The organism is Micromonospora sp. NBC_00821 (genome assembly GCF_036347035.1).
Lineage (GTDB): Bacteria > Actinomycetota > Actinomycetes > Mycobacteriales > Micromonosporaceae > Micromonospora > Micromonospora hortensis.
On record NZ_CP108880.1, the window covers coordinates 5,370,600 to 5,394,590 of the forward strand.

Below are 23,991 nucleotides of genomic sequence, written 5' to 3' on the forward strand. Positions count from 1 at the left end.
AGGCGGGGACCGGGCACGACGTCACACCGCGTACGCGGTGCTGGGCTTCGGACGAGCCCGGTCTACTGGTGCACGGCGCCGGGCGTTGACTCAACCATAGCCCGCGTTTTGGACAAACGCCCAGCTCAGAGCAGGTCAGTGCAAACTGGAGACTGCCGCGGGTCAGAGTGGACGATTGGCAACAGCAGCGCCGAGGGATGCGCCGGATCGTGCAGAACCTGTCGCCAACCGGCACGCAGCGTCACCGCCGTACCGAGGGGTTCCCCGGTGCCGGGGTTGCGGGCCCACCGTGGATGGGCGCCACCGGAGACCTGCACCCGCAGTCGGTGCCCGGCGGCGAAGCGGTACGCGGTCGGCCAGAGCCGCACCGGAATCCGCAGTGCCCCGGAAGGGTCGGGCGGGAAGCGCTCGGGCGTGACCCGCACCAGGCCGTCGCACACGTTCCACGAGCGACCCCGGCGGTCCACGTCGCACAGACGAACGAAGACGTCCAGGTACGGCAGATCGCTGCGGAGGTGGATCTCGGCGCGGACCGGGCCGATCACCTCGACCGGTGCGGTCAGTGGGGTGCTGGTGTAGGTCAGCACGTCGGCGCGGGCCTCGACAGGTTGGTTGTCGACCGGGCCGGCCCGTTGGGCGACGAGCAGTGGACCGCCCAGCGACGGGGTGGGGTCGGCGGGGTCGTAGCGGAGTGCGTCCGGTGTCGACGCGACAGGTGGGCGGGCCGCCAGGTCGCCACCGGGTTGCAGGTGCCAGGCGGTCTGGACGGCCGGGGGTGGCCAGTCCGGCAGGTCGCGCCAGCCGCCACCGGCGCCGCCGACGTAGATGTGCACGCGGGGCCAGGCTGGTCCCGCCACGACGGGCGATCGTGGCGCGGCCGGCAGGTGCTCGTCGAGCCAGGCGAACCCCTCGCGCAGCGCGGCCACGAACAGTCCGGGGCTGCCGTGCGTCCACGGACCGATCACCAGGCGCGGCGGTGTGCCGGCGGCGCGCAGCACGGCGTAATCGTCGAGCTGGGCGGGCAGGAAGATGTCGTGCCAACCGCTGACCATGATCACCGGCGCCCGCACCTTCGCGACCTGGTCGGCGAAGACCCGCGTCCGCCAGTACGCGGCCTGCGGTGTGTGGTGGCTCAGCCACTCCTGAAAGAACGGGATGGTCACGCCGGTGGCCACCCGGTCGGCCTCGGCCAGGGGAAGGTGCTCCAGCGCGGCGGCCAGCCGGGGTTGCCCGCGCTTGAGCTCCCACTGCCGGGCCAGCCACGGCACGGTCTGCGCGTGCAGCAGCTCCGCCCAGGTCAGCACGGTGTCCAGGGCGAAGGACTCCCCCGCGTACGTCGAGTCGCGGGTGGCCGAGGCGGTCACCACGGCGACCATCGCGCGCAGCTCCTCGTCGGCGTCGGCGGCCAGGGCCCACTGGGCGAAGCCCTGGTAGCTGACCCCGAACATGCCGAGTCGCCCGGACCACCAGGGCTGGCGACGCAGCCAGTCCAGCGTGTCCGCGCCGTCGTCGCGCTCGTGCACCAGCGGGGCGAACGTTCCACCGGAGCCACCGGCGCCCCGGCACGACTGGATCACCGCGTGTCGACCCCGGGCGGCGAGCAGCCGACCGAGCAACCGCAGCGGTCCACCCCGCCCGTAGGGGGTGCGGATCAGCACTGTCGGCGCGCCGATGACGGCCGGGGCGTAGTGGTCGGTGCGCAGCACCACACCGTCGCGGGCCCACACCGGGAGGTCACGGCTGACCCGCACGGGGCCGGGGCGGGTCGGTGGCAGGCGTAGCGCGGCGCTGGCGAGGCGGGTGACGAGGTCCGGCACCGGTCAGCCCGTCGGGCGGCGGGGCGACTCCGGCCGGGCGGCGCGCACCGCGTCGCGGTGCCCGCGCAGCGACTCACTCATCTCCGCCATGAACCGGTGCACCACCTCCAGTTCGTCCTCGCTGAAGCGGGCCATCACCGTGTCGGTACGGGCGCCCAGCGGGCGGAAGAACTCCATGGCCAGGGCCGCGCCCTGGTCGGCGTAGTGCAGCAGCACCTTGCGCCGGTCGACGGTGTCCCGGTCGCGGCGGATGTGTCCGGCCCGTTCCAGCCGATCGATCAGGGCCGTGACCGAGCCGGAGGACAGGTTCAGCTGCTCGCCGAGACGGCCGGGGGTGATCGGGTCACCGAGCAGTTCGGCGTCCATCACCGCGATCAACGCCTGCAGGTCGGTCGGGTTGAGGCCGTGCAGGTTGGCGAAGGCGTGGCCGACCTGTTGGGCGTCCACCGCGTACCGCCGGAGGTTGTTGGTGATCTCGGCGACCAGCTGCTCGCGGCGCGTGTCGCGCCGTCGGTACATGCCGTGAGTCGCCACCTCGCGCCGCTCTTCCCGTCGTCGGTCTCTCGGGTTGCAGCATAGAACAGCCCCGGATAATCTCGGCTATCAAGATACTCGGCTTCCGAAAGACCTTGAGGTCACCTGATGTCTGTGTTCACCAGAGTCGCTCGTGGCCGACTGGCCGCCTGGCTCACAGTGGCCGCCGCGATCGTCGTGGGCGCGGCCGTCTTCGGCACACCCCAGCCGGACAACCCGGCGCCGGTCTCCGCCACCGGCCTGTCCGCGCAGTGGCAGTCGACCCAGGTGCAACGTCTCCAGGATCAGCTGCCCTCCAGCGACGTGCAGCCGGCCATCGTGGTGATCAGTCGTGGTGACGGCGGCGCGCTGAGCGAGGCCGACCGGGCGACCGTCGGCGCTCGCGCCGACGGTCTGCGCCGATTCGCGGTGGGTGGGCAGGTCAGCCCCGCCCAGATCTCCCCGGACGGCGCGGTGGCCCTGGTCGCCGTGCCGCTGGACACCGCTGGCGGGCAGGAGGTCGTCACCGACGCGGTGACCCAGCTGCGCGCCACCCTCGCGGACCTGCCCGACGGGCTGACCGCCCAGGTGACCGGCTCCCCGGCGTTCACCGCCGACCTCTCCTCGGTGTTCGACGGCGCCGACGTCACACTGCTCATGGTGACCGCCGCCGTGGTCGCGCTGCTCCTGCTGATCACCTACCGCAGCCCGTTCCTGTGGATCGTGCCGCTGGTCGTGGTCGCCGCCACCGAGCAGCTCACCCTGCGCGCGGTGGACGTCATCGTGCCGGGCGTCGGCATCAACCTCCAGCAGGGTCAGGTCACCGGCATCGCCAGCGTGCTGGTCTTCGGCGCCGCAACCGACTACGCGCTGCTGCTCATCGCCCGCTACCGGGAGGAGCTGCGCCGCGAGGAGGACCGGTTCGCGGCGATGCGCGCCGCGCTGCGCCGCACCGCGGAGCCCATCCTCGCCAGCGGCGGCACCGTCGTACTCGGCGTCCTCACCCTGCTGCTCAGTGAGCAGGAGACCAACCGCGCGCTGGCCGTGGCGTGCGCCACCGGTGTGGTCTTCGCCATGCTCTCGGCCCTGTTCGTGCTCCCCGCCGTGCTGGTGCTCTTCGGTCGCGGCCTGTTCTGGCCGTTCGTACCCCGGGTCGGCGGCCCGGTGCGCGAGGGTCGGCTCTGGGGTCGACTCGGCGCCGCCGTGCAACGCCGCCCGGTGGTGGTCGCGACGCTGGCCACAGTGCTGCTCGGCGGCCTGGCACTGGGTGGGCTCGGCATCCGAACCGGCCTGTCCGAGACCGAACAGTTCCGGGCCGAGCCCGAGGCGGTGACCGGGGCACAGACCCTGGCCAGGGCCTTCCCCGCCGGCAGCACCCAGCCCGTCGCCGTGATCACCACCCCGGCGGCGGTGCGGGCGGTCACCGACGCCGCCACCGCGGTACCCGGTGTCGCCTCGGCGCGCCCCGGCGACGCCGGCGCGGCCGTCGCCCAGGTCGACGTGGTCCTCGACGCCGAACCCGGCACCACCGCCTCGGACCGCGCGATCGAGGCGCTACGGGCGGCGGTCGCCGCCGTTCCCGACTCCGCGCCGCCGGCCGCCGCCGGCTTCGACGCCCCGTCCGGGGCGATCGTCGGTGGTTCCGTGGCCGCCACGTACGACTCCGACGAGGCCAACGACCGGGATCTGCGACTCATCCTGCCGATCATCCTGCTGCTGGTCGGCGCCGTGCTCGTGCTGCTGCTACGCGGTCTGCTCGCGCCGCTGCTGTTGGTGCTCACCGTGATCGCGTCGTACTTCGCCAGCCTCGGCGCGGCCTGGCTGCTCTTCGACCACGTGCTGGGCTTCCCAGCCCTGGACAGCGGTGTGCTGCTGCTGGCCTTCGTGTTCCTGGTGGCGCTCGGGGTGGACTACAACATCTTCCTGGTCACCCGGGCCCGGGAGGACGCCCGCAACGCCGGCACCCGCGCCGGGATGCTCTCCGCCCTGCGGGTCACCGGCGGTGTGATCACCAGCGCCGGAGTGCTGCTCGCCGCGGTCTTCGCCGTGCTCGGCGTGCTCCCGCTGATCACCCTGACCCAGATCGGGATCATCGTCTGCATCGGTGTCCTGCTCGACACCCTGCTGGTCCGTACGGTCCTGGTGCCGGCGCTGGCGTTCCTGCTCGGCGACCGCTTCTGGTGGCCCGGCCGCATCACAGGCGACCCGGCGCAGGTCACCCCGCGCTCACCCGAGCCGGTCGCCGCGCACGACTGACCGACTCGACGGGGCCCGTGGCGGATCCGCCACGGGCCCCGTCGAGGTCAGTACGCCAGGCAGACGCACTCGCTCATCAGCGCCCGCACGTTGCGCACGTACGACGGGTTGGGGATGGCCAGCGGCTTCCCCTCCTGAGCCACCGCGCCGTGCCCGAAGTTGTACGCGGCGATGACGGCGTTGAGCAGGCAGGAATTCAGCTCGCTGGTGCACAGTGCCGGGTCGAGCCGGAAGTCGGACTCGAAGTACATGTCACCGATGTACTTCGTCGCCCAGGCCAGGTAGGTGGCGCCGAGGTAGGCGTTGTCCTGGTAGTCGTCGATCTTGTAGCTCTTCTCGAACCGCTGGTTCATCCAGGTCGCGGTGGCCGGCATCACCTGCAACAGCCCGACCCCACCGTCGCAGGCGTAGATGTTGGACTGCCAGCCGCTCTCCTGCCACGCGGTGGCTTTGAGCAGGTTGAGCGGGATCGTGATGTCCGGCGCCGACACCGGCCAGTAGGTGCGGTTGGCCGCATCGGTCAGCGCCGCCTTCACCTCGGACCGGCTCGCCTGGCTGCCCTTGTAGGTCGGCTTGCAGGAACTCGGCGCCGGCTTCGGCGGCGCCGGCGGAACCTCGGTCTCGGTGGGTGGCTTCGGCGTCGGGCGCGGCTTCGGCGCCGCCCGGGTCGGCTTCTTCGTCGTCTTCGGCTTCGGGGTCGCGCTCCGACTCGGCGCGGAACCCATCGACTCCACGGCGCTCACCGACGGGCTCGGCTCCCCGCTGACCTCGTCGGACGGGGCATCGGTCGGCCCGTCGGTGACGGCGGCCGGCGCGGCCAGGCCCGATGGGCTCTCCCCCTTGGCGGCGCAGCCGACCAGCGCGCTCGCCAGCAGAAGCCCGGCGAGCACTGCGGCGCCCAGCCGATCGGTGCGTCGAACCATGCCGTTGCCTCCCCGATGTGATTGTCGCCGCACCCTAACAAGGTTCGACCGGGCGGCGTTGCCCCTGCGACGGCCGCTGGGGGGCCTCGTCCACCGGGGGCTGACCATTGCCCACCGCCCGGTCCCGAGTCGCCCAGGCGACCATGAACACCACAGTCCAGAGCACACCGAGCAGCACCGCCGCGGCCGTTCCGCTCGCCGTGTCCAGTCCGAGGTAGAGCCGCGCGCCGCCGATCCCGAGCACCCCCGCCGCCGCGGCGGTCCAGGCGGCCACCGCCACCGGCCAGTGGGCGCCGCGCGACACCAGCCACGCCAGGGTGCAGAAGCTCGCCGCGACCACGGCGTTCTGGGTGGAGAGCGGAGCCACCTCACCGCCGCCCGGGGCGGTCCCGTTCGGGCCGGTCAGTTCGGCCACCACGGCCAGCACCACCAGCGGCACGAACGCGCCCACAGTGCCGACGACGCTGAGCAGGTCGGCCCGCCAGGGTCGGTTGCGCCACGCCAGCACCGCCGCCACCAGGGCCACCAACAGGATCAGCACCCACCCACGTACCACCGACACCACTACCAGTGTGGCGTCGGCGGCGTCCGGGGTACGCCGGGCGGCGAACCACCCCGCGATGGCGCCGTCCAGCGCGGCCAGCCCGCTGTTGCGGACCGCCACCGCGAGCAGACCGGCGATGGCGAGCCCGGCGGCGAACAGCAGCAGCAGCCCGGCGGCCAGATTGAGCAGCAGCGTCCAGGCCGGGCCGATCCGCATGGTCACCAGGAAGAACAGCACCCCGTAGCGGGCGGTGAGCCACCGCACCGGCGGCAGCGCGCCGGCCCGGGACAGCAGCGCCCGCACCGGGTCGGGGTTACGGCCCAGCCACCGGCCCACGAGCACCACACCCACCAGGCCGGCCAACAGCAGGAACGCCACCCCGGTGGCCCGGCCGAGAAGCCGGGAGACCGTGTCGTACGACTCACCGGCGAGGTGACCGAGCAGCACCGAGCCGCCCACCCAGGTCACCACTCCGGCCAGGTTCCAGAGGGCGAACCGCCGGTACGGCATGCCGGCCGCACCGGCCAACCGGGGCACCAGGGTCCTGGCGAAAGCCACCCATCGGGCGGCGAACACCCCCCGCCCACCGAGGCGGGCGAGCATGGCGTCGGCCCGGGCCCACCGCTGCGGCCCGACCCGGTGACCCAGCCCGGCGCGCAGCCGGGAGCCGTACCGCCGCCCGGCACGAAAGGCCAGCCCATCGCCGAGAACCGCCGCGACGATCATCGCGAGCAACGCCGGCCCGAGCCGCAAGGTACCGTTGTAGGTGAGGAAGCCGACGAGCAGCAGGGTAGCCTCACCCGGCACGAGCAGGCCGAAGATCACCGCGGTCTCGCCCGCCACGATCAGCGCGGCGACCAGGTAGATCCACAGGGTGGGCAGACCCTGCACCCAGGTCAGCAGGTCGTGCACTCAGGCCCCCGGGACACGGGTGCCAGCATGCCAGCCGGGAGAACCACCGGCACAGCGGTTTCACCATAGATCAGGGGCACCTGGGGGTGACCCCGACGCAGCCTGCGCGAGCGCAGGCGGAAGGATAGAGGGTATGCAGCTTCGCACCGACCTCCGCAACGTCGCCATCATCGCTCACGTCGACCACGGCAAGACCACCCTGGTCGACGCCATGTTGCGGCAGGCCGGCGCGTACGGCGCACGCGGCGAGAACACCGAGCGGGTGATGGACTCCGGTGACCTGGAGCGGGAAAAGGGCATCACGATCCTGGCCAAGAACACCGGCGTGCGTTACCTGCCGGCGGACGGCTCCGACCCGGTCACCATCAACATCATCGACACCCCCGGCCACGCCGACTTCGGCGGCGAGGTGGAGCGCGGCCTGACCATGGTCGACGGTGTGGTGCTGCTCGTCGACGCCAGCGAGGGCCCGCTGCCGCAGACCCGCTTCGTGCTGCGTAAGGCGCTGCGGGCCCGGATGCCGATCATCCTGGTGATCAACAAGGTGGACCGTCCGGACGCCCGGATCAAGGAGGTCGTGGACGACACCTACGAGCTCTTCCTCGACCTGGACGCCGACGAGGAGCAGATCGACTTCCCGATCGTCTACGCCTGCGCCCGCGACGGTGTCGCCTCGCTGACCCAGCCCGCCGACGGCTCGGTGCCCGACGACAGCACCTCCCTGGAGCCGCTGTTCCGCACCCTGCTGGACACCATCCCGGCACCCTCGTACGAGGACGGCGCGCCGTTGCAGGCCCACGTCACCAACCTGGACGCCTCGCCGTTCCTCGGCCGGCTCGCGCTGTGCCGGGTCCGCCAGGGCACCATCAACAAGGGTCAGACGGTGGCCTGGTGCCGCACCGACGGCAGCACCCAGCGGGTCCGCATCTCCGAGATGCTGATGACCGAGGGCCTGGAGCGCACCTCGGCCGAGACCGCCGGCCCGGGCGACATCATCGCCGTCGCCGGCATCCCGGAGATCATGATCGGTGAGACCCTCGCCGACGTCGAGAACCCTGTCGCGCTGCCGCTGATCACCGTCGACGAGCCGGCCATCTCGATGACCATCGGCACCAACACCTCGCCGCTTGTCGGCCGGCTCAAGGGCTCCAAGGTCACCGCGCGGATGGTCAAGGACCGGCTCGACAAGGAGCTGATCGGCAACGTGTCCCTGCGGGTGCTGCCCACCGAGCGGCCGGACGCCTGGGAGGTGCAGGGCCGCGGCGAGCTGGCGCTGGCCATCCTGGTCGAGCAGATGCGTCGGGAGAGCTACGAGCTGACCGTCGGCAAGCCGCAGGTGGTCACCCGGGTCATCGACGGCAAGACCTGCGAGCCGGTCGAGCGGCTGACCATCGACGCCCCGGAGGAATACCTGGGAGCGATCACCCAGCTCCTCGCCACCCGCAAGGGCCGGATGGAGCAGCTGGTCAACCACGGCACCGGCTGGATCCGGATGGAGTGGCTGGTGCCGGCGCGCGGCCTGATCGGCTTCCGCACCGAGTTCCTCACCGACACCCGGGGCACCGGCATCCTGCACCACGTCTTCGAGTCGTACGAGCCGTGGTTCGGTGAGCTGCGGACCCGTAACAACGGTTCGCTGGTCGCCGACCGGGCCGGCGCGGTCACCGCCTTCGCGATGACCAACCTGCAGGAGCGCGGTCAGCTCTTCGTCGAGCCGACCACCGAGGTGTACGAGGGCATGATCGTCGGGGAGAACTCCCGCTCCGACGACATGGACGTCAACATCACCAAGGAGAAGAAGCTCACCAACATGCGGCAGTCGACCTCCGACGAGACCGAGAAGCTGGTCCCGCCGCGCAAGCTCACCCTGGAGCAGGCGCTGGAGTTCTGCCGCGAGGACGAGTGCGTCGAGGTCACCCCGGCCACGGTGCGCATCCGCAAGGTGGTGCTCGACCAGCAGCTGCGGGGCCGGGCCACCGCCCGCCGCAAGCACGCCGGCTGACCCACCAGCACCCGACGACGGGCGCGTCGGCCGCTTGCGGCCGACGCGCCCGTCGTCTTTCCCCAGACGGCTACGCGAGCCCACCCCTACTTGATCCGCTACGGTCACCGGCATGACCTGGGATGATCTCGACGCCCACCTGGACCGGGTGCCCGGCACCGTCTCCGCGTACGTCGGGCGACTCGACGCCCCGCCGACCTGGACCCGCCACGCGGACGCCGGCCACTACGCCGCGAGCACCATGAAGGTGGCGGTGCTCGCCGCGCTGCACCGCGCCGCCGAGGCCGGCACCCTGGACCTGGACGCCCCGGTCCCGGTCGTCAACGACTTCGACTCCGCCCAGCCCGGCGCACCCCGCTTCGCCAACGCGCAGCCCTACGACAACGACGACGCGGTCTGGGATCGCATCGGCGGCACCGCGACGCTGCGGTGGCTGGCCGACCGCATGATCGTGCGCTCCAGCAACCTCGCCACGAACCTCGTCCTCGGCCACGTCGGGCTGCCCGCGGTCGCCGAGGTCTGGGCGCTCGCCGGTGCCCGCAACAGCGTCACCGGCCGCGGCATCGAGGACTTCGCCGCCCGCGAGGCCGGCATCACCAACACGGTCACCGCCGCCGACCTGGCCGCCCTGCTCGGCGCCCTGGCCACCGGGGCCACCACAGCCGGCCCCATCGCCTCACCGGCCGCCTGCGCCACCATGCTGGACGTCCTGCTCGCCCAGGAACACCGCGAGGACCTCGCCGCCGGCCTGCCCAAGGGCACCCGCATCGCGCACAAGAACGGTTGGGTACGCGGCGTCCGCCACGGCGCCGGCCTGGTACTGCCCGACGACGCCCCGCCGTACCTGATCGCCGTCTGCACCACCACCGACCTGGCCGGAGGCGACGACCAGGTCGAGGACGACGCCTGCCTGCTGCTCGCCCACATCTCGGCGCGGGTCTGGGCCGCCCGCCACCAGCTCTGACCCGACAGCCCCGGCCGCGAGGCCAGCGCCGCCGACTGCGGCTACGCTGCTCGCACCCCACCCCGGAGCCGCCGATGCCCCGCAGTCGCACCGTGCTGATCGCCTTCCTCGTCGTGACGGCCGCGAACCTGCTGGCCAACGCCACCGGCGGCGGCCTGGCCTTCCTCCTGACCAAGCCGCTGCTGATGCCGCTGCTGGCCGCGTACCTCTGGCGGGTCAGCGCCGAACGCGCGGCCCGACCGGACCGGTTGTTGCTCGCCGCGCTGGCCTTCGCCACCGGCGGCGACGTCGCCCTGATGATCGACGGCACCGGCTGGTTCCTCGCCGGCATGGCCTGCTTCCTCGGCACGCACCTCTGCTACCTCGCGGCCTTCACCCGACACGGCGCCGCGACAGCGCTGCGCCGCACGCCGCTTGTCGCCGTCCCCCTGGGGTACGCGGTACTGACCGTCGTCGCGCTCACCTGGATGTGGGCGGGGCTGACCGACGTCGGGCTGGCCCTACCGGTGGCCGGCTACGCGATCGCGCTCGCCGCCATGGCGAGCACCGCAGCCACCCAGGGCTGGCGGGTCGGTCTCGGCGCCGCGCTCTTCCTCGGCTCCGACCTGCTGATCGCCGCCGGGGTGGCCGAGGTGGCCCAGCCACCCGGCGCGCCGGTGCTCGTCATGGCGACCTACGCCGCCGGCCAGGCACTGATCGTCACCGGCCGCGCCGCCCACACCGGCCCACCCACCGACGCACCTGTCACTCCAGCAACTGCGCCCGCAACGCCCTGAGGTCGCCGTCGGTGAGCCCCAGCCCGTCGCGCAGGTACGCGTCGAACGAGCCGTGCATCCGACGCACCTCGGCGTAACCGGCGTCGAGATACTCGGCGCGGACCTCCAGCACCGGCACCACCGCGTCGACGTCCAATTCGGGATTCCGCCGACGCATCGCCTCGACGATCACGGCCCGCAGGCTGTCGGTCAGCTCGTTGTTGCGCAGGTAGTCGGCGCGAATAGCCGCCTCGTCCACCCCGAGCGCCGTCAACAGGATGACTGTCAGCCAACCGGTGCGGTCCTTGCCAGCGGAGCAGTGGTACAGCAGCGGCAGATTCTCCGGCCGGGACGCCAGCCGCACCGCCTCGGCGAAGCCCACCCGCGCCGACTCACCGGTCACGAACCAGCGGTAGATCGCCGCCATCGCCCCCGCCGTGCCCTGCCGGGCCAGCTCCGCGTACGCGTCCAGGTCGTGACCGAGCAGCACCGCCGAGACGTAGGTGAAGACCGGGTGCTCCGCGTCGTGCACCGGCAGGCGCACCACCCGTGGCTCACCGGCGAACCGGTCCTCCGGCGCGACAGCGATCTCCGAGGCGTCGCGCAGATCCACCACGCACGCCGGCCCCAGCTTCGCCAGCACCGGTAGGTCCTCGTCGGTCAGCCGACCCAGCGCCGGAGTACGGATCAACTGGCCGACCCGGACCCGCCGCCCGTCCGCGCCGACGAGCCCGCCCAGGTCACGCGCGTTCGGTGCACCCACCAGCTCCCAGCCCTGCCCGGTCATCCGGTCTCCCCTCCCATCGTGAACCTTTGTATAGGGTGCCTCACATGACGATCTCGGCGGTACGCACCCACCGGGTTTCCGCCCCCTTACACACCCCGTTCGTCACCGCGCTGCGCCGTACCACCACAGTGGACACCCTGGTCGTCGAACTCGTCGACAGCGACGGCCGGTCCGGCTTCGGTGAGGCGCCCCAGGTCTGGCAGGTCACCGGCGCGTCGGTCGCCGGCGCGCAGGCGTGCGTCCGCGAGTTGCTCGGCCCACAGCTGATCGGCCGTGACCCGGACGACCTGGTGACCCGTTGCGCCGAGGTACAACGCGCCGTGGTCGGCAACGAGGCCGCGAAGGCGGCGGTGGACGTCGCCCTGCACGACCTCGCCGCGCGGCGGCTTGGCGTACCCCTGGTGCGGTTGCTCGGGGGCACCACGCTGCGGGTCCCGACGGACGTCACCCTCGCCGCGGGCGACGCGGTGGACCTGGCGACCGCCGCACGGCAGCGGCAGGCCGACGGCTTCGGCGTGCTCAAGTTGAAGGTGGGCACCGACGCGGCCGGTGACCTGGACCGGGTGCGCGCGGTACGGGCGGCCGTCGGCCCCGGCACCCGGATCCGGCTGGACGCCAACCAGGGCTGGACGCCCCGGGAGGCGGTCCGGGTGATCCGCGGCATCGAGGACGCCGGGCTCGACGTGGAGTTGGTCGAGCAGCCGGTGGCCCGCTGGGACCTGGACGGGCTGGCCTGGGTCAGCGACCGGGTGTCCGTGCCGATCCTGGCCGACGAGGCGGTCTTCGGGATCCGTGACCTGGTGGAGGTGATCCGCCGCCGGGCGGCCGACCTGGTCAACGTCAAGCTGGCCAAGTGCGGTGGACTGCATCCGGCCCGCACCCTCCTCGACCTGGCCACCGCGCACGGGCTCGGCACTGTGGTCGGCTCGATGATGGAGAGCCAGGTCGGCATCGGGGCAGCCGCGAGTCTGGTCGCCGCGTACGGCACCACAGCGGTCCCCGACCTGGACGCCGCCTGGTGGCTGGCCTGGTCACCGGTGCAGGGCGGCATTCGCTACGACGGGGCGACAGTGGTGCTGCCGGACGCCCCTGGCCTGGGCATCTCCGGCCTCGCTGAAGCAAAAGTGCAAGCTCGTGGTTGATGACCGTCGGTTTCTTTCATAGGGTTCCCCTGGACAGCCGACACGATCTGGGGGTTGACGTGGAGCTGCGACCGGGCCGCGAGGCCGTCGTCCGGGTCGCCGTGGCGACGCTGTGGACCTCTCCCGAGGCAGTCCGCCCAGTCGACCGTCCGGCGCTGACCGCCGGTGCCGACATCCCGACCTGGGTCTCGGGAATGGACACCGACCAGCAGGTCGGTGACTGCGTGCTGAGCCAACTCCTGCTCGGCGAACGGGTCCTCGTCAGCGAGCTACGCCCGGACGGCTGGGCCCGGGTCGTCGCCGTCGAACAACCAGCCGCCAAGCTGGACCCCCGCGGCTACCCGGGCTGGCTCCCCGCCGAGCAGTTGGCCGTCCTCGACCCGGCCCACACCAGCATCGACCACCCGCTGGTGGTGGACGCCACTGTCACCGGGCTGCACGCCGCCCCGAACGGGCCGGTGGTGCTGCCCGGCGTCGTCGTCGGCACCCGGCTCGTCCCGGCCGGCCCCGCGCTCGACGAGTGGCGGCCTGTGCACGTCCCCGGCCGGGTCACCCCGCTCTGGCTGCCCGACCGCCACCTGGTCCCGTCGGCGGCCGTGTCACCGGCCGCCGCGCAGGCGCTCGCCGTGGCACAGCGCCTGCTGGACGTCGTCTACATCTGGGGCGGTCTCTCCGCCCACGGCATCGACTGCTCGGGGCTGGTGCATCTGGCCTGGCGGCGGTTCGGGGTGCTGCTGCCCCGCGACGCCGACGATCAGGCAGTGGCCACCACCCCGCTGTCGTTGGGCGCGGAACGCCCCGGCGATCTCTACTTCTTCGCCCGACCAGGCCGCAAGATCCACCACATCGGCATCGTCACCGCAGCCCCCGGCGACGGCGGCCAGCGCCGGATGCTGCACGCCTGCTACCGGCGGCGGCGGGTCATCGAAGAGGAACTGCAGGCCGACCGGACCGCCACGCTGGTGGGCGCGCACCGGGTCTGACCGGTTACCGGCCGGGCGCGTGTGCGCACCCGGCCGGTGACGGATCAGTGTCGGGCGTCGGCCAACTCGCGACGCCGGTCCCGGGAGGACTTGATCAGGCTGGCGGCGGTGGCGACGCCCAGGGTGCCGATGATGACCAGCAGCGACAACCAGATCGGGATGTGCGGCGCCCAGCCGACGTGCTCGCCACCGTTGATGAACGGCAGTTTGTTGTCGGCCAGTGCCTCCAGCACCAGCTTGACCCCGATGAACCCGAGCACCACGGCCAGGCCGTAGCTCAGGTAGATCAGCCGGTCCAGCAGGCCACCGAGCAGGAAGTAGAGCTGCCGGAGGCCCATCAGCGCGAAGACGTTCGCGGTGAAGACCAGGTACGGCTCCTGGGTGATGCCGAAGATCGCCGGGATCGAGTCCAACGCGAAGATCAGGTCGGTGGTGCCGATCGCGATCATCACGATCAGCATCGGGGTGAACAGCCGCTTGCCGGCAACGTGGGTGGTGAGCTTCGCCCCGTCGTAGTCCTTCGAGATCGGCAGCGCCTTGCGGCTCCACCGGATCAGCACGTTCTCGGAGAACTCGTCCTCGTCCGGCTCACCCTGCCGGGCCAGGTTCACCGCGGTGTAGATCAGGAACGCGCCGAAGATGTAGAAGACCCAGGAGAACTGAGTGATCAGCGCCGCACCCGCGGCGATGAACCCGCCGCGCATCACCAGCGCCAGCACGATGCCGACGAGCAGCACCTTCTGCTGGTACTGCCGAGGCACCCCGAAGCGGGCCATGATGATCACGAAGACGAAGAGGTTGTCCACCGAGAGGCTGTACTCGGTGAGCCAGCCGGTGTAGAACTGGCCGGCCGCGCTGGCCCCAGAGGTCAGCCACACACCCACACCGAAGAGCAGGGCGAGACCGACGTAGAAGCCGACCCAGAGGCTCGACTCCCGCACACTCGGCTCGTGCGGGCGCCGACCAATGATCAACAGGTCGACGAGCAGGACCGCAGTCAGTGCGACAAGCGTTCCCGCCCACACCAATCCGGACACGTCCAACGTTCATTCCTCCGGCAGACACGCGGCGTCGGGCACACCGTACGCCCCTGCGGGAGCCGGCGTGCCGCTGTCGCTCACTCTGGTGACTGTCGGAGGTCTCTTCCGCCGTCGCCCCGGAGAGGGGCGGCGACCTACGGGGCCGGGTCGGGCACCGTGGTTCCGGCGATCGACCGTGCTGACGACTCCGTTGCGGGGGAATACTCCCCTCCTCGGTGACCATTGTTGCCCACCACGCCCCGTGATCACACCCCGGGCACCCCGTGGCGCTGGACACCGCTCGACGCGCCACACCCCCTACGCCTTCCTAGGAGGCTAGTGCACGTCTGGTGCGGCGATCGGGTCGACGAGCGACCACCCGGCGGCGAGCAGGTCGTCGCAGGCCCGCACCGCCCGGGCCAACCGATCGGCGTGCGACCCGGACAACTCCACCACCGGCACCCCGCACCCGGCCAGCTCGGCCCGGAAGCGCTCGGTCATCCAGGCCCGCAGGTGCTCACCGTCGCGCAGCCCGTCATCGGTGAACGGCACCCCCCGGTGGTCGGTCAGCAGATACAGCGACGGCCGACGCGCCGCCGCCCGTACCTCCTCCGACGCACTGCCGAGGTAGCGCTCCTCCCACACCGCCGTCGCCCGCGCGTCGGTGTCGCAGACCAGCAACGGCCCGCTCGTCCGGGCCGCCGCGTCCTCGGCCGCCTGCTGCTCGCGGACCACAGCGCGGAAGTCGTCCCGATCCCAGGCGACGTCGAAGACGGTCGCCTCCGGCGTTCGGTCCCGCAACCGGGCCAGCTTGCGAGCTGTCAACTCCCGCCCGTACTCCGGCACCCAGGACGTGCCGTAGTGCCCGGCGAGCGCCGCCGCCATCGTCGTGGTCCCGGTCGACTCGGCCCCGACCACCACCACCCGCCGGACGAACCACTCCCGCACCGGCGGGCTCAGCCACCGCCAGTGACCCGCCGGGTCCGCGCGCACCGCCGTCCCGGACACCGGCACGGTCCGCCGATCCGGATCCACCGACACGGGTACGGCGTCGAAGCGGCGCGCCAACTCGGCCCCGTACGCCTCGGAGGAGAAGACCGCGTCCACCGACCCCGGCCCGACCGCCTCGCGGAACACCGCGCAGTGCGCGTCCCAGACCGCCGGATCGGCGTAGTCCACCGGGTGGTCGTCGTACCGGCCGACGAAACGGACCCACGGCGTGTCCGCGTGCACCTCGCGCAGCCAGTCGAGGCGCAGCGGAAGCGGAACGGACTCTCGACGCGAGGGCGCCACGACGACTGTCACCTCGGCGCAGCGGGCGGCGGCGGCCCGGATCAGCGCGTGGTGCCCGGCGTGCGGCGGATAGAACTTGCCCACCACCATCCCGTGCCCGAACTCCGCGGCGGCCGGACGCGCCGACCCGCGTGGCGCCGGCGCACGGCCGGATGTCTCGGCGTTCACGCGGTGACCGGGGCCGGGCCGGGCGGGACCGCGCTCGGCAGGTCGGCCCGACGCAGGTCGGCGCGCCAGGCGCGCAACCCGAGTACGCACAGGGCGAGGAAGACCAGGTAGAGCACTGCCGTCAGGTGCAGCCCCTTGTACGCGTACAACGGGATGTAGATCAGGTCGGCGGCGATCCAGAGCCACCAACTCTCCACCCGCTTGCGGGTCTGCCCGTACGTGGCCAGCAGGGAGAGCGTCGTGGTCAACGCGTCCGGCAGCGGCACTGTCGAGTCGGTGGCCCGGTCCAGCAGCACCCAGAGCGCGCCGGTGAGCAGCAGCCCGGCGGCGGCCAGCGCCAGCCACTCCCGCCGCCCCGTCCGGCTGACAGTGAGCCGGGTGCGCCGCTCACCCCCGAACAGCCAGTACCACCAGCCGTAGCAGCCGAGCGCGACGTAGACGACCTGAAGTCCCGCGTCGGCGTACAGCCCGGCGGTCCAGAACAGCACCATGAGCAGCAGCACGTTGGCGATGCCGATCGGCCAGTTGGCGATCTTCTGTCGGGCCACCAGCCACACGTTGAGCACGCCGGTAACGAACCCCAGCAGCTCCGCCCAGGTGGTGCCCGTCCCGGCCACCCGAAACGCGGTGCCGGTGAGCCAGTCGATGATCACGAAGCCACCCTAGGGTCCGTGTCAACGTCCTCCGCCGAGCCGAGAGGGGTCCAGGCAGTGGTCCGGCACAGACCCGCGACACCGACTGCCCCGACCGCCGTGGGAGGCTGTCCGACATGGTGCTTGAGGTCGCGCTGATCGACGTACTACCCGGACACGAGGACGCGTTCGCCGCCGCGTACGCCGAGGGTCACCCGGTGCTCGCCGGTGCGACCGGCTGCCGGTCCGTGCGAATGACCCGAGGAATCGAGTCACCGGCCCGCTTCGTGCTGCTCGTCGAATGGGACTCGGTCGAGGCGCACGAGAAGAACTTCCGGGCCACCGAACGGTTCGACACGTGGCGGGCGCTGATCGGGCCGCACTTCGCGGGACCGCCCATTGTCGAACACTTCCTCGACGTACCGGCCTGAGCCGAGCTGTCGTACCCCACGGTTATCGTGCCGGGCGCACGCGCCGGCCGCCGGTCCCGACGGGCTCGGGGGCGCCGGGCCCGGTGGCCGCGCGGCGCGTCACCATCGGGCACCGGTCAACCGTCACTCGCCGACGCGGCGGGCCAGCGCTGTGACCGTCTCCTCCGCTGACAGCGCCGCGGCCAGCAGCGCCGCGGTCATCCGCTCGTAGCGGTCGACGTCGATCACCGTGGCCAACCGGACATCGGTGGTCAACGCCTCGAGCATGACGGTGCGCGGGTCCGCCGGGTCGGGAAAGGCGTAGCAGGAATACGGTGTGAGCGGATGCAGCCCGTCACCGGCCGCTCCGCGTGGCAACAGCCGCACCGTGACGTGGGACAGGCCGGTCACCGCGACCAGATGACGCAGCTGTTCACGCCAGACCGCCACCGGCAGGTCACCCGGGTCGCAGACGGCCTCGGCGAGCACCGCCGTGTAGCGCGGCGGGTAGGCCCGCCGCAGCACCTCCTGCCGCAGTGCCCTCGCGCGCACCTCGGCCTCCACATCGACCTCCGGCGTGAGCTGGGCGCCGGCCGCGACCAACACCCGGGCGTACGCGGGCGTCTGGAGCAGCCCCGGCACCACCGACGGCTGGTACTCGACGATGTCGGCGGCGCCCGCCTCCAACTCGGCGTAGGTGCGCTGCCGTTCGCTCATCTCGCCCAGCGTCTTCCACCAGCCTCGACTGGTGGCCGCGTCCCGGGCGATGACGATCAGCGCCTCCCGGGCGGGCGTGGGCACCTTGTAGACATCCAGCAGATCGAGCACGTCGGCGAGGTCAGGGCGACTCTGGCCCAGCTCGATGCGGGACAGCTTCGACGTCGAGGCCCAGCCCAGCCGGTCGCAGACCTGCTCCAGGGTCAGCGACTCGCGCCGACGGAGTTGGCGCAGCTCTGCGCCGAGACGTGCACGTCGAATGACAGGACTTGTTGGCAGCGGCATCCCGGCCTCCCCACCGAGGGAGACTACGCAGGACGATCACCCAGTGCAATAGCTCGCTCGCGCACCGCAATCAGGGCATTCGACACCGTCGGCCGGCCGGGTCAGCTCGAACACACCGTTTCCGCAGGTCAGTGCGGCTTCAGGCCGCGAAGGCTGATCCCGGCGGGCCGGCCGTCCCCGGCTGGCGTGGCCGGACTCAGGGTCGGTAGGTGCCGAAGGACCAGACGTTGCCGGCCAGATCGCGGGCTGCGTAGTCACGGGAGCCGTAGTCGGTGTCGAACGGCTCGCGGATGATCTCGGCACCGGCCACCCGGGCCTGGGCGCAGTGGGCGTCGACGTCCGGCACGGACACGTAGACCGACCAGTCGTCGTCGGCCGGCCGGGGCCGGGCGTCGGCCCGACCACCCAGCATGATCATGCCGGTGTCGAGGACCAGCTCGGCGTGCGCGACAGTACCGTCCGGCGTCTCGTGCACGGCATGCACCTGGAAACCGAAGGCGGCACCGAGCCAGTCGATCGCGGCGCGAGGATCGGGATAACGGAAGATCGGATAGATGGTTCGCATGACCCGATTCTGCGGCCGGCGGCGCGGCCCCGGATTGGACGAATGTGACCTCGGCGGGTCGCCGACCCGGCCCCGGCCGGCCGTCGTCAGCGGGCAGCGAGAAGCGCGGCCGGCGTGGCCCCCGCGAACTCGTGGAAGTCGCGGATCAGGTGGGACTGGTCGTAGTAGCCGCAGCCCGCCGCCACGGCGGCCCAGTCGGCTCCCCTCCCGACCTCGCCGGCCTGCGTCGACGCGGCGTGGGCCTGCTGAAAACGCAGCAGCCGGGCGGCCATCTTGGGCGGCAGCCCGACCTCCTGCCGGAACCGGGACGCGAGGTGGCGGCGACTCCAGCCCAACTCGTCGGCGAGCACACCGACGCTCCCCCGCCCACCACTGGCGGTCAGCCACCGCCACGCCCATTCGAGCCGCGGGTCCACCGGCGGGGACGCCGCCAGCCGGGCGGCGAGCACCCGGTCGAGCAGGTCGAACCGCGCCGACCAGCCAGGGGCCTCGGCGAGCCGGCCACGCAGCCGATCCAGCCAACGGCCCGGGAGCTGCCCGACGCCGACGGCCCGATTGGTCAGCTCACTCAGGGGAAGACCGAGAAGCCGGCGGGCGGTGAGGGGGGCGAGCAGCAACTCGACGCCCTCCCCCACGCCCACGGTGCGAGTGGTGCACCACCTGTCGAAGGTGCCGGCCACGAACGAGTCGACAGCGGTGACGCCCCGCTGCGCGTCACGCGGGTCGGTCACGTCCAGCGGAGCGCCCCAGCCCAGGATCAGCACCACGAAGACGCCCGCCGACTCCCGGCGGACCAGTGGCACGTCCGCCCGTTCCCGGTAGCCCACGTACCTGTCGACGAACGGACGCAGGCGGGCGTCGGGCAGCCCGAGGACCATCTCGCCGACCGGTGCCACCGCCGTCAACAGCGCCCGCCCTTCGCGTGCCCCGGCCGGCCGGGCCCGAGCGGTGCGCTGGGCGGAGCCGACCCGATGACCGTCACTTCACGCCGGCGGCGTCCATGCCGCGCAGCTCCTTCTTCAGGTCGGAGACCTCGTCACGGATCCGGGCCGCCAACTCGAACTGAAGCTCGCGGGCGGCGGCCAACATCTGGTCGTTGAGCTCCTGAATGAGCTGGGCGAGGTCCGCGCGGGCCATCCCCTCCCGTGAGGTGGTGGTCGCGGAGGACCGGCTCCGGCTGCGGGTCTCCTTGACCGGCGCCTTGCCGCGGGAAAGCTGACGCACCGCTCCCCCGACCCGGGAATTCTCGGTGTCCTCCGCCTCGCGGTAGATGTCGTCCAGGATGTCGTGGATCTTCTTACGCAGCGGCTCCGGGCTGATGCCGTGCGCCTCGTTGTGAGCGATCTGCTTGGCCCGACGCCGATCGGTCTCGTCGATCGCCGCCGCCATCGACGGGGTGATCTTGTCGGCGTACATGTGCACCTGGCCGGAGACGTTACGGGCGGCCCGCCCGATGGTCTGGATCAGCGACCGGCCGCTGCGCAGGAAGCCCTCCTTGTCGGCGTCGAGAATCGCCACCAACGACACCTCGGGCAGGTCCAGACCTTCGCGGAGCAGGTTGATGCCGACGAGCACGTCGTAGTCGCCCTTGCGCAGCTCGCGCAGCAGCTCCACCCGGCGCAACGTGTCGACCTCCGAGTGCAGGTAACGCACCCGGATGCCGTTCTCCAGGAGGTAGTCGGACAGGTCCTCGGCCATCTTCTTGGTCAGCGTGGTGACCAGCACCCGCTCGTCCCGGTCGGTCCGCAGCTTGATCTCGTGCATCAGGTCGTCGATCTGGCCCTTGGTCGGCTTGATCACGACCTCCGGGTCGACCAGACCGGTGGGTCGGATCACCTGCTCGACGAACTCGCCCTGGGCCTGCTCCATCTCCCAGGTGCCGGGGGTCGCGGAGAGGTAGACCATCTGGCCGACCCGCTCCAGGAACTCGTCGAAACGCAGGGGCCGGTTGTCGGCCGCGCTGGGCAGCCGGAAGCCGTGGTCGATGAGCATCCGCTTGCGCGACGCGTCGCCCTCGTACATGCCGCCGATCTGCGGGATCGTCACGTGCGACTCATCGACCACAGTGAGGAAGTCGTCGGGGAAGTAGTCGAGCAGGGCGTGCGGCGGGCTGCCGGGCAGCCGCCCGTCCATGTGCATCGAGTAGTTCTCGATGCCGGAGCAGAAGCCCACCTGCCGCATCATCTCGATGTCGTAGGTGGTGCGCATCCGCAGCCGCTGCGCCTCCAGCAGCTTGCCCTGCCGCTCCAGCTCGGCGAGCCGCTCGGCCAACTCCACCTCGATGTCACGGATCGCCCGTTCCATCCGCTCCGGTCCGGCCGCGTAGTGGGTGGCCGGGAAGATCACCAGCTGGTCGACCTCGCGGACCACGTCACCGGTCAACGGGTTGAGGTAGTAGAGCTTCTCCACCTCGTCACCGAACAGCTCGATCCGGATCGCCAGCTCCTCGTACGCCGGGATGATCTCCAGCGTGTCGCCGCGGACCCGGAAGGTGCCCCGCTGGAAGGCCATGTCGTTGCGGGTGTACTGGATGTCGACCAGCCGGCGCAGCAACTGGTCACGGTCGAGCTCCTGCCCGACCTGCATCTTCACCGCCCGGTTGAGGTACTCCTCCGGAGTGCCCAGGCCGTAGATAGCCGAGACGGTCGCCACCACGATCACGTCGCGGCGGGTGAGCAGCGACATCGTCGCCGAGTGCCGCAGCCGCTCCACCTCCTCGTTGATCGAGGAGTCCTTCTCGATGTAGGTGTCGGTCTGCGGAATGTACGCCTCGGGCTGGTAGTAGTCGTAGTACGAGACGAAGTATTCGACAGCGTTGTGCGGCAGCAGCTCGCTGAACTCCTTGGCCAGCTGCGCGCAGAGCGTCTTGTTCGGGGCGAGCACCAGGGTGGGGCGTTGCAGCCGCTCGATCAGCCACGCCGTGGTGGCGCTCTTGCCGGTGCCGGTCGCGCCGAGCAGAACGGTGTTGCGGTCGCCGCGCCGAACCCGACGCTCAAGGTCATCGATGGCTGCCGGTTGGTCGCCGGCCGGCTGGAAGTCACTGACGACCTGGAAGCGGCTGTCCAGCCGGGGAATGTCGAGCGCCATGCCATCAACGGTACGCCGCAGGTCCGACAGGAACGGCCGTCACGCCAGGTACGTGATCGGCTTCAATATTCCCATTGTGTGGCCCATGTCACCGGGACTACCCTCTTCATGTAGGCCGCTCGCGGCGGCCGACCGGGCCGGTGGCCAGGCCAACATCACGGCCGGTCACCCCCGGCACTGCGGTCGCAGCACCCGGCTCGTCCGGCGTGCGCACCCGTGTGGTCGCGCTCGAGGCGCAGACCGGCCGCCGCGAGCGCCCCTGCTCGTCACTCCGGTGCCTCCCCGCCCGTTTCATCTCCGTGGACACCTCTCCGACCCCGGCACCCGACACCGCCCGCACCGCCACACCCCGGCCCGAGGCCGGGAGCACCGGCAGCGGCCCGGCCAGCGGCAGCGGCCCGGCCAGCGGCAGCGGCCGGCACCGCACCGGCTCGGCCGCCGGTGCCTCGGCGGCCGGCCGAACCAACGACGCCAAGAACACATCCAGGGCCAACCGAACCAACGACGCCAAGAACACATCCAGGGCCAACCGAACCAACGACGCCAAGAACACATCCAGGGCCAACCGAACCAACGACACCGGAGGCAGGTCCACAGCCGGCCGGTCCGCGGGCGGCGCGCGCCGAGCCACCGGCGGCCGCAAGACCGGCGACACGCGGCGGGCCGCCGCCGAGCGAAACCTCGCGGAGAACCGCGAGACCACCCGCCGCGACGACACCCCGGACACCACCGAGGCCGCCGAGACCACCGGGCCGCCCTCGGCCAGCCGTCGTCGGCGTACGGTGCTGCTGTTGCTCGGTCTGACGGCGGTGACGTCCGCGACGGCGCTGGTGCTCGGGTTGTTGAGCTGGGCGCCCGACCCGCCCGAGCCGGCCCGGCCGCTGACCCTGGCGGAGGGCGAGAGGCTGGCCGCCGTGCGGGTCACCAACCTGCGGGACCTGCGCGCCGGCGTACGGGTCACGGCCGGCACCGGCGCCGCCCGCATCGAACTGGTGGGCTGGGTGGACTGGTCCCGGTCCCTGCTGTACCTCGACGTGGGCGGGCCGGGAGCGGGCGCCGAACGCGGGCTGTTGCAGAAGAGCGGTCCGGTGCTGGTGATCCGGCCCGATCCGGCGGCGGTGCCCACTCCCGCCGCACCACCACTGACGCCCCCGGCCGACCGGTGGCGGCTGCACCGACTGGCACCCGGGGCGCACCTGGCACCGGTGCTCGACCTGCTCCTCGATCTCGCCGCCGACCGCCCCGACACCACGACCCGGACGGCACCGTCGGACGGGGCGCGCTGGATCGCCCGCGAGGCCGTCCCGGCCGGCCCACTGGACGTCATACAGGCACCACTGCCCAGCGGCGCGCCAGCCGCCAGCACGGCCATCGGCACACCCAGCGCCGCGACGCCCGCCCCGGACGGACAGACCCGGTACTGGCTCGATCAGGACGCCCGGCTGCACAAGCTGGTGACCCTGCTGCCCGGCGCCGGTCCGGTCACGATGATCCTCAACCGCGCGGACCGGCCGACACTTCGACCGGTGGACGCACTCGGCGGCCGCCCCGGTCTGCCCCGCGCGCTGACCGACGCCGAACAACGTCGGCTCGACCGGCTGCCGGCCCGGCTCCGCGCCCACGGCGGTGCCACCGTGACGCTGACCGCACCGGTGGGCACTGACACGAACCTGCGGGGCACCGGCTGGTTGAGCTGGACCGCGCGTACCGCGTACCTCGCGGTCGCCGACCTGGGCGTACCGGATCGCCGGACCCTCCTGCGCCGCGACGCCGCCGGTCTGGCCCGGGCGGACCTGCCGGCGGCCGATGCCGGCGGCGGCACCGCCGAATCGCCGGCCCGGCCGCCGCTGCCGCCCCCGGCCGAAGGTTGGCGGGTCTCCCGGCCCGGCCGCGACGACCTGGGCGTGCTGGTCGACGCCGCGATAGCCGCCGGGTCGGTCGTGCAGCGCGGCGCGGCCGTGCGGGTACGCGAGGACGTCACCGCCGGACGGACGGTGGACGTCGTCGAGTCGGGTCCGGCCGACGCGCGGCTGCGTTACTGGCTCGACCGGGACGGGTCGCTCCGCCGGCTCGAGTTGCGGACCGACGCCGGCGCGTGGGCACACCTGGATCTCCAGCCCGCCGTCGTGCCCCGACTGGCTGCCCACCCTCGGCCCGCCGTCCCTCGACCTGCGGCCCCTCGGTCCCCGGCCCCTCGGCCCCGTGCCCGCTGACCGA

General features: G+C 72.1%; 20 protein-coding genes. 8 read left to right on the plus strand and 12 right to left on the minus strand.

The genetic code is table 11. From position 1 onward, the window contains the following. Positions 1-125: 125 nt before the first annotated feature. Together OHB44_RS24375 and OHB44_RS24380 are read right to left on the minus strand one after the other, a co-directional pair. Positions 126-1,817 carry a CocE/NonD family hydrolase gene (locus OHB44_RS24375; protein ID WP_330438396.1) on the minus strand — a complete coding sequence of 564 codons (1,692 nt, stop codon included), beginning with the start codon at positions 1,815-1,817 and terminating at the stop codon, positions 126-128. A gap of 3 nt (positions 1,818-1,820) precedes the next feature. Further along, a complete protein-coding gene (locus tag OHB44_RS24380) occupies positions 1,821-2,336 on the minus strand; it encodes a MarR family winged helix-turn-helix transcriptional regulator (RefSeq protein ID WP_091407987.1) in 516 nt (171 codons plus the stop codon). A 123-nt stretch (positions 2,337-2,459) separates the two neighbouring features. Between OHB44_RS24380 and OHB44_RS24385 the strand changes: the two genes are divergently transcribed. Continuing rightward, positions 2,460-4,586: an MMPL family transporter gene (locus OHB44_RS24385; protein ID WP_330438397.1), complete on the plus strand. Its 2,127-nt coding sequence runs from the start codon at positions 2,460-2,462 to the stop codon at positions 4,584-4,586. Between the two features lie 47 nt (positions 4,587-4,633). Here OHB44_RS24385 and OHB44_RS24390 read toward each other — a convergent pair whose 3' ends face one another. Together OHB44_RS24390 and OHB44_RS24395 are read right to left on the minus strand one after the other, a co-directional pair. Then, entirely contained in the window at positions 4,634-5,509 is an 876-nt protein-coding gene (locus tag OHB44_RS24390; protein ID WP_330438398.1) for a lytic transglycosylase domain-containing protein, read from the minus strand. 34 nt (positions 5,510-5,543) lie between these two features. Continuing rightward, entirely contained in the window at positions 5,544-6,965 is a 1,422-nt protein-coding gene (locus tag OHB44_RS24395) for a DedA family protein (RefSeq protein ID WP_330438399.1), read from the minus strand. A gap of 133 nt (positions 6,966-7,098) precedes the next feature. Between OHB44_RS24395 and typA the strand changes: the two genes are divergently transcribed. The 3 genes from typA to OHB44_RS24410 all read left to right on the plus strand — a co-directional run bounded on the left by typA (position 7,099) and on the right by OHB44_RS24410 (position 10,707). Further along, positions 7,099-8,967 carry a translational GTPase TypA gene (gene typA / locus OHB44_RS24400; protein WP_238685537.1) on the plus strand — a complete coding sequence of 623 codons (1,869 nt, stop codon included), beginning with the start codon at positions 7,099-7,101 and terminating at the stop codon, positions 8,965-8,967. A gap of 112 nt (positions 8,968-9,079) precedes the next feature. After that, a complete protein-coding gene (locus OHB44_RS24405; protein WP_266304939.1) occupies positions 9,080-9,931 on the plus strand; it encodes a serine hydrolase in 852 nt (283 codons plus the stop codon). Between the two features lie 74 nt (positions 9,932-10,005). Next, a complete protein-coding gene (locus tag OHB44_RS24410) occupies positions 10,006-10,707 on the plus strand; it encodes a lysoplasmalogenase (protein ID WP_266304938.1) in 702 nt (233 codons plus the stop codon). Here the strand turns inward: OHB44_RS24410 and OHB44_RS24415 are convergent. Then, positions 10,676-11,473, minus strand: a complete 798-nt coding sequence (locus tag OHB44_RS24415; RefSeq protein WP_238685540.1) for a tyrosine-protein phosphatase — start codon at positions 11,471-11,473, stop codon at positions 10,676-10,678. The genes OHB44_RS24410 and OHB44_RS24415 overlap by 32 nt on opposite strands. Before the next feature lie 44 nt (positions 11,474-11,517). Here OHB44_RS24415 and OHB44_RS24420 point away from each other — a divergent pair, with 44 nt between their 5' ends. Together OHB44_RS24420 and OHB44_RS24425 are read left to right on the plus strand one after the other, a co-directional pair. Beyond that, positions 11,518-12,615, plus strand: a complete 1,098-nt coding sequence (locus tag OHB44_RS24420; RefSeq protein WP_330438400.1) for a mandelate racemase/muconate lactonizing enzyme family protein — start codon at positions 11,518-11,520, stop codon at positions 12,613-12,615. A 59-nt stretch (positions 12,616-12,674) separates the two neighbouring features. After that, the gene (locus OHB44_RS24425) at positions 12,675-13,598 is read left to right on the plus strand and encodes a C40 family peptidase (RefSeq protein WP_238685542.1); all 924 of its coding nucleotides are present in this window, start codon (positions 12,675-12,677) and stop codon (positions 13,596-13,598) included. A gap of 44 nt (positions 13,599-13,642) precedes the next feature. On the opposite strand, the gene OHB44_RS24430 is transcribed toward OHB44_RS24425, so the two are convergent. The 3 genes from OHB44_RS24430 to pnuC all read right to left on the minus strand — a co-directional run bounded on the left by OHB44_RS24430 (position 13,643) and on the right by pnuC (position 16,731). Beyond that, the gene (locus OHB44_RS24430) at positions 13,643-14,641 is read right to left on the minus strand and encodes a TerC family protein (protein WP_238685543.1); all 999 of its coding nucleotides are present in this window, start codon (positions 14,639-14,641) and stop codon (positions 13,643-13,645) included. Between the two features lie 312 nt (positions 14,642-14,953). Next, the gene (locus tag OHB44_RS24435; RefSeq protein ID WP_330438401.1) at positions 14,954-16,078 is read right to left on the minus strand and encodes an AAA family ATPase; all 1,125 of its coding nucleotides are present in this window, start codon (positions 16,076-16,078) and stop codon (positions 14,954-14,956) included. Beyond that, positions 16,075-16,731, minus strand: a complete 657-nt coding sequence (gene pnuC / locus OHB44_RS24440) for a nicotinamide riboside transporter PnuC (protein ID WP_238685545.1) — start codon at positions 16,729-16,731, stop codon at positions 16,075-16,077. Before pnuC ends, OHB44_RS24435 begins: the two co-directional genes overlap by 4 nt. A gap of 116 nt (positions 16,732-16,847) precedes the next feature. On the opposite strand from pnuC, the gene OHB44_RS24445 reads away from it, so the two are divergent. Continuing rightward, a complete protein-coding gene (locus tag OHB44_RS24445) occupies positions 16,848-17,141 on the plus strand; it encodes an antibiotic biosynthesis monooxygenase family protein (protein ID WP_266304935.1) in 294 nt (97 codons plus the stop codon). Positions 17,142-17,264: 123 nt separating this feature from the next. Here OHB44_RS24445 and OHB44_RS24450 read toward each other — a convergent pair whose 3' ends face one another. The 4 genes from OHB44_RS24450 to uvrB all read right to left on the minus strand — a co-directional run bounded on the left by OHB44_RS24450 (position 17,265) and on the right by uvrB (position 21,774). After that, positions 17,265-18,122: a helix-turn-helix domain-containing protein gene (locus tag OHB44_RS24450; RefSeq protein WP_266304934.1), complete on the minus strand. Its 858-nt coding sequence runs from the start codon at positions 18,120-18,122 to the stop codon at positions 17,265-17,267. A gap of 196 nt (positions 18,123-18,318) precedes the next feature. Then, entirely contained in the window at positions 18,319-18,687 is a 369-nt protein-coding gene (locus OHB44_RS24455; protein WP_266304933.1) for a VOC family protein, read from the minus strand. An 86-nt stretch (positions 18,688-18,773) separates the two neighbouring features. Continuing rightward, the gene (locus tag OHB44_RS24460; RefSeq protein ID WP_266305302.1) at positions 18,774-19,583 is read right to left on the minus strand and encodes a helix-turn-helix domain-containing protein; all 810 of its coding nucleotides are present in this window, start codon (positions 19,581-19,583) and stop codon (positions 18,774-18,776) included. An 82-nt stretch (positions 19,584-19,665) separates the two neighbouring features. Beyond that, complete coding sequence (uvrB, locus tag OHB44_RS24465; protein ID WP_238685548.1) at positions 19,666-21,774, minus strand: excinuclease ABC subunit UvrB; 2,109 nt, start codon at positions 21,772-21,774, stop codon at positions 19,666-19,668. A 299-nt stretch (positions 21,775-22,073) separates the two neighbouring features. On the opposite strand from uvrB, the gene OHB44_RS24470 reads away from it, so the two are divergent. Continuing rightward, a complete protein-coding gene (locus tag OHB44_RS24470) occupies positions 22,074-23,987 on the plus strand; it encodes a hypothetical protein (protein WP_330438402.1) in 1,914 nt (637 codons plus the stop codon). Positions 23,988-23,991: the final 4 nt, after the last annotated feature.

Excerpts from the sequence above, each read along its gene's own strand:
- OHB44_RS24380 (WP_091407987.1), bottom strand. The coding sequence starts at position 2,336 with ATGTACCGACGGCGCGACACGCGCCGCGAGCAGCTGGTCGCCGAGATC.
- OHB44_RS24385 (WP_330438397.1), top strand. The coding sequence starts at position 2,460 with ATGTCTGTGTTCACCAGAGTCGCTCGTGGCCGACTGGCCGCCTGGCTC.
- OHB44_RS24390 (WP_330438398.1), bottom strand. The coding sequence starts at position 5,509 with ATGGTTCGACGCACCGATCGGCTGGGCGCCGCAGTGCTCGCCGGGCTT.
- typA (WP_238685537.1), top strand. The coding sequence starts at position 7,099 with ATGCAGCTTCGCACCGACCTCCGCAACGTCGCCATCATCGCTCACGTC.
- OHB44_RS24405 (WP_266304939.1), top strand. The coding sequence starts at position 9,080 with ATGACCTGGGATGATCTCGACGCCCACCTGGACCGGGTGCCCGGCACC.
- OHB44_RS24410 (WP_266304938.1), top strand. The coding sequence starts at position 10,006 with ATGCCCCGCAGTCGCACCGTGCTGATCGCCTTCCTCGTCGTGACGGCC.
- OHB44_RS24415 (WP_238685540.1), bottom strand. The coding sequence starts at position 11,473 with ATGACCGGGCAGGGCTGGGAGCTGGTGGGTGCACCGAACGCGCGTGAC.
- OHB44_RS24420 (WP_330438400.1), top strand. The coding sequence starts at position 11,518 with ATGACGATCTCGGCGGTACGCACCCACCGGGTTTCCGCCCCCTTACAC.
- OHB44_RS24445 (WP_266304935.1), top strand. The coding sequence starts at position 16,848 with ATGGTGCTTGAGGTCGCGCTGATCGACGTACTACCCGGACACGAGGAC.
- OHB44_RS24450 (WP_266304934.1), bottom strand. The coding sequence starts at position 18,122 with ATGCCGCTGCCAACAAGTCCTGTCATTCGACGTGCACGTCTCGGCGCA.
- OHB44_RS24455 (WP_266304933.1), bottom strand. The coding sequence starts at position 18,687 with ATGCGAACCATCTATCCGATCTTCCGTTATCCCGATCCTCGCGCCGCG.
- uvrB (WP_238685548.1), bottom strand. The coding sequence starts at position 21,774 with ATGGCGCTCGACATTCCCCGGCTGGACAGCCGCTTCCAGGTCGTCAGT.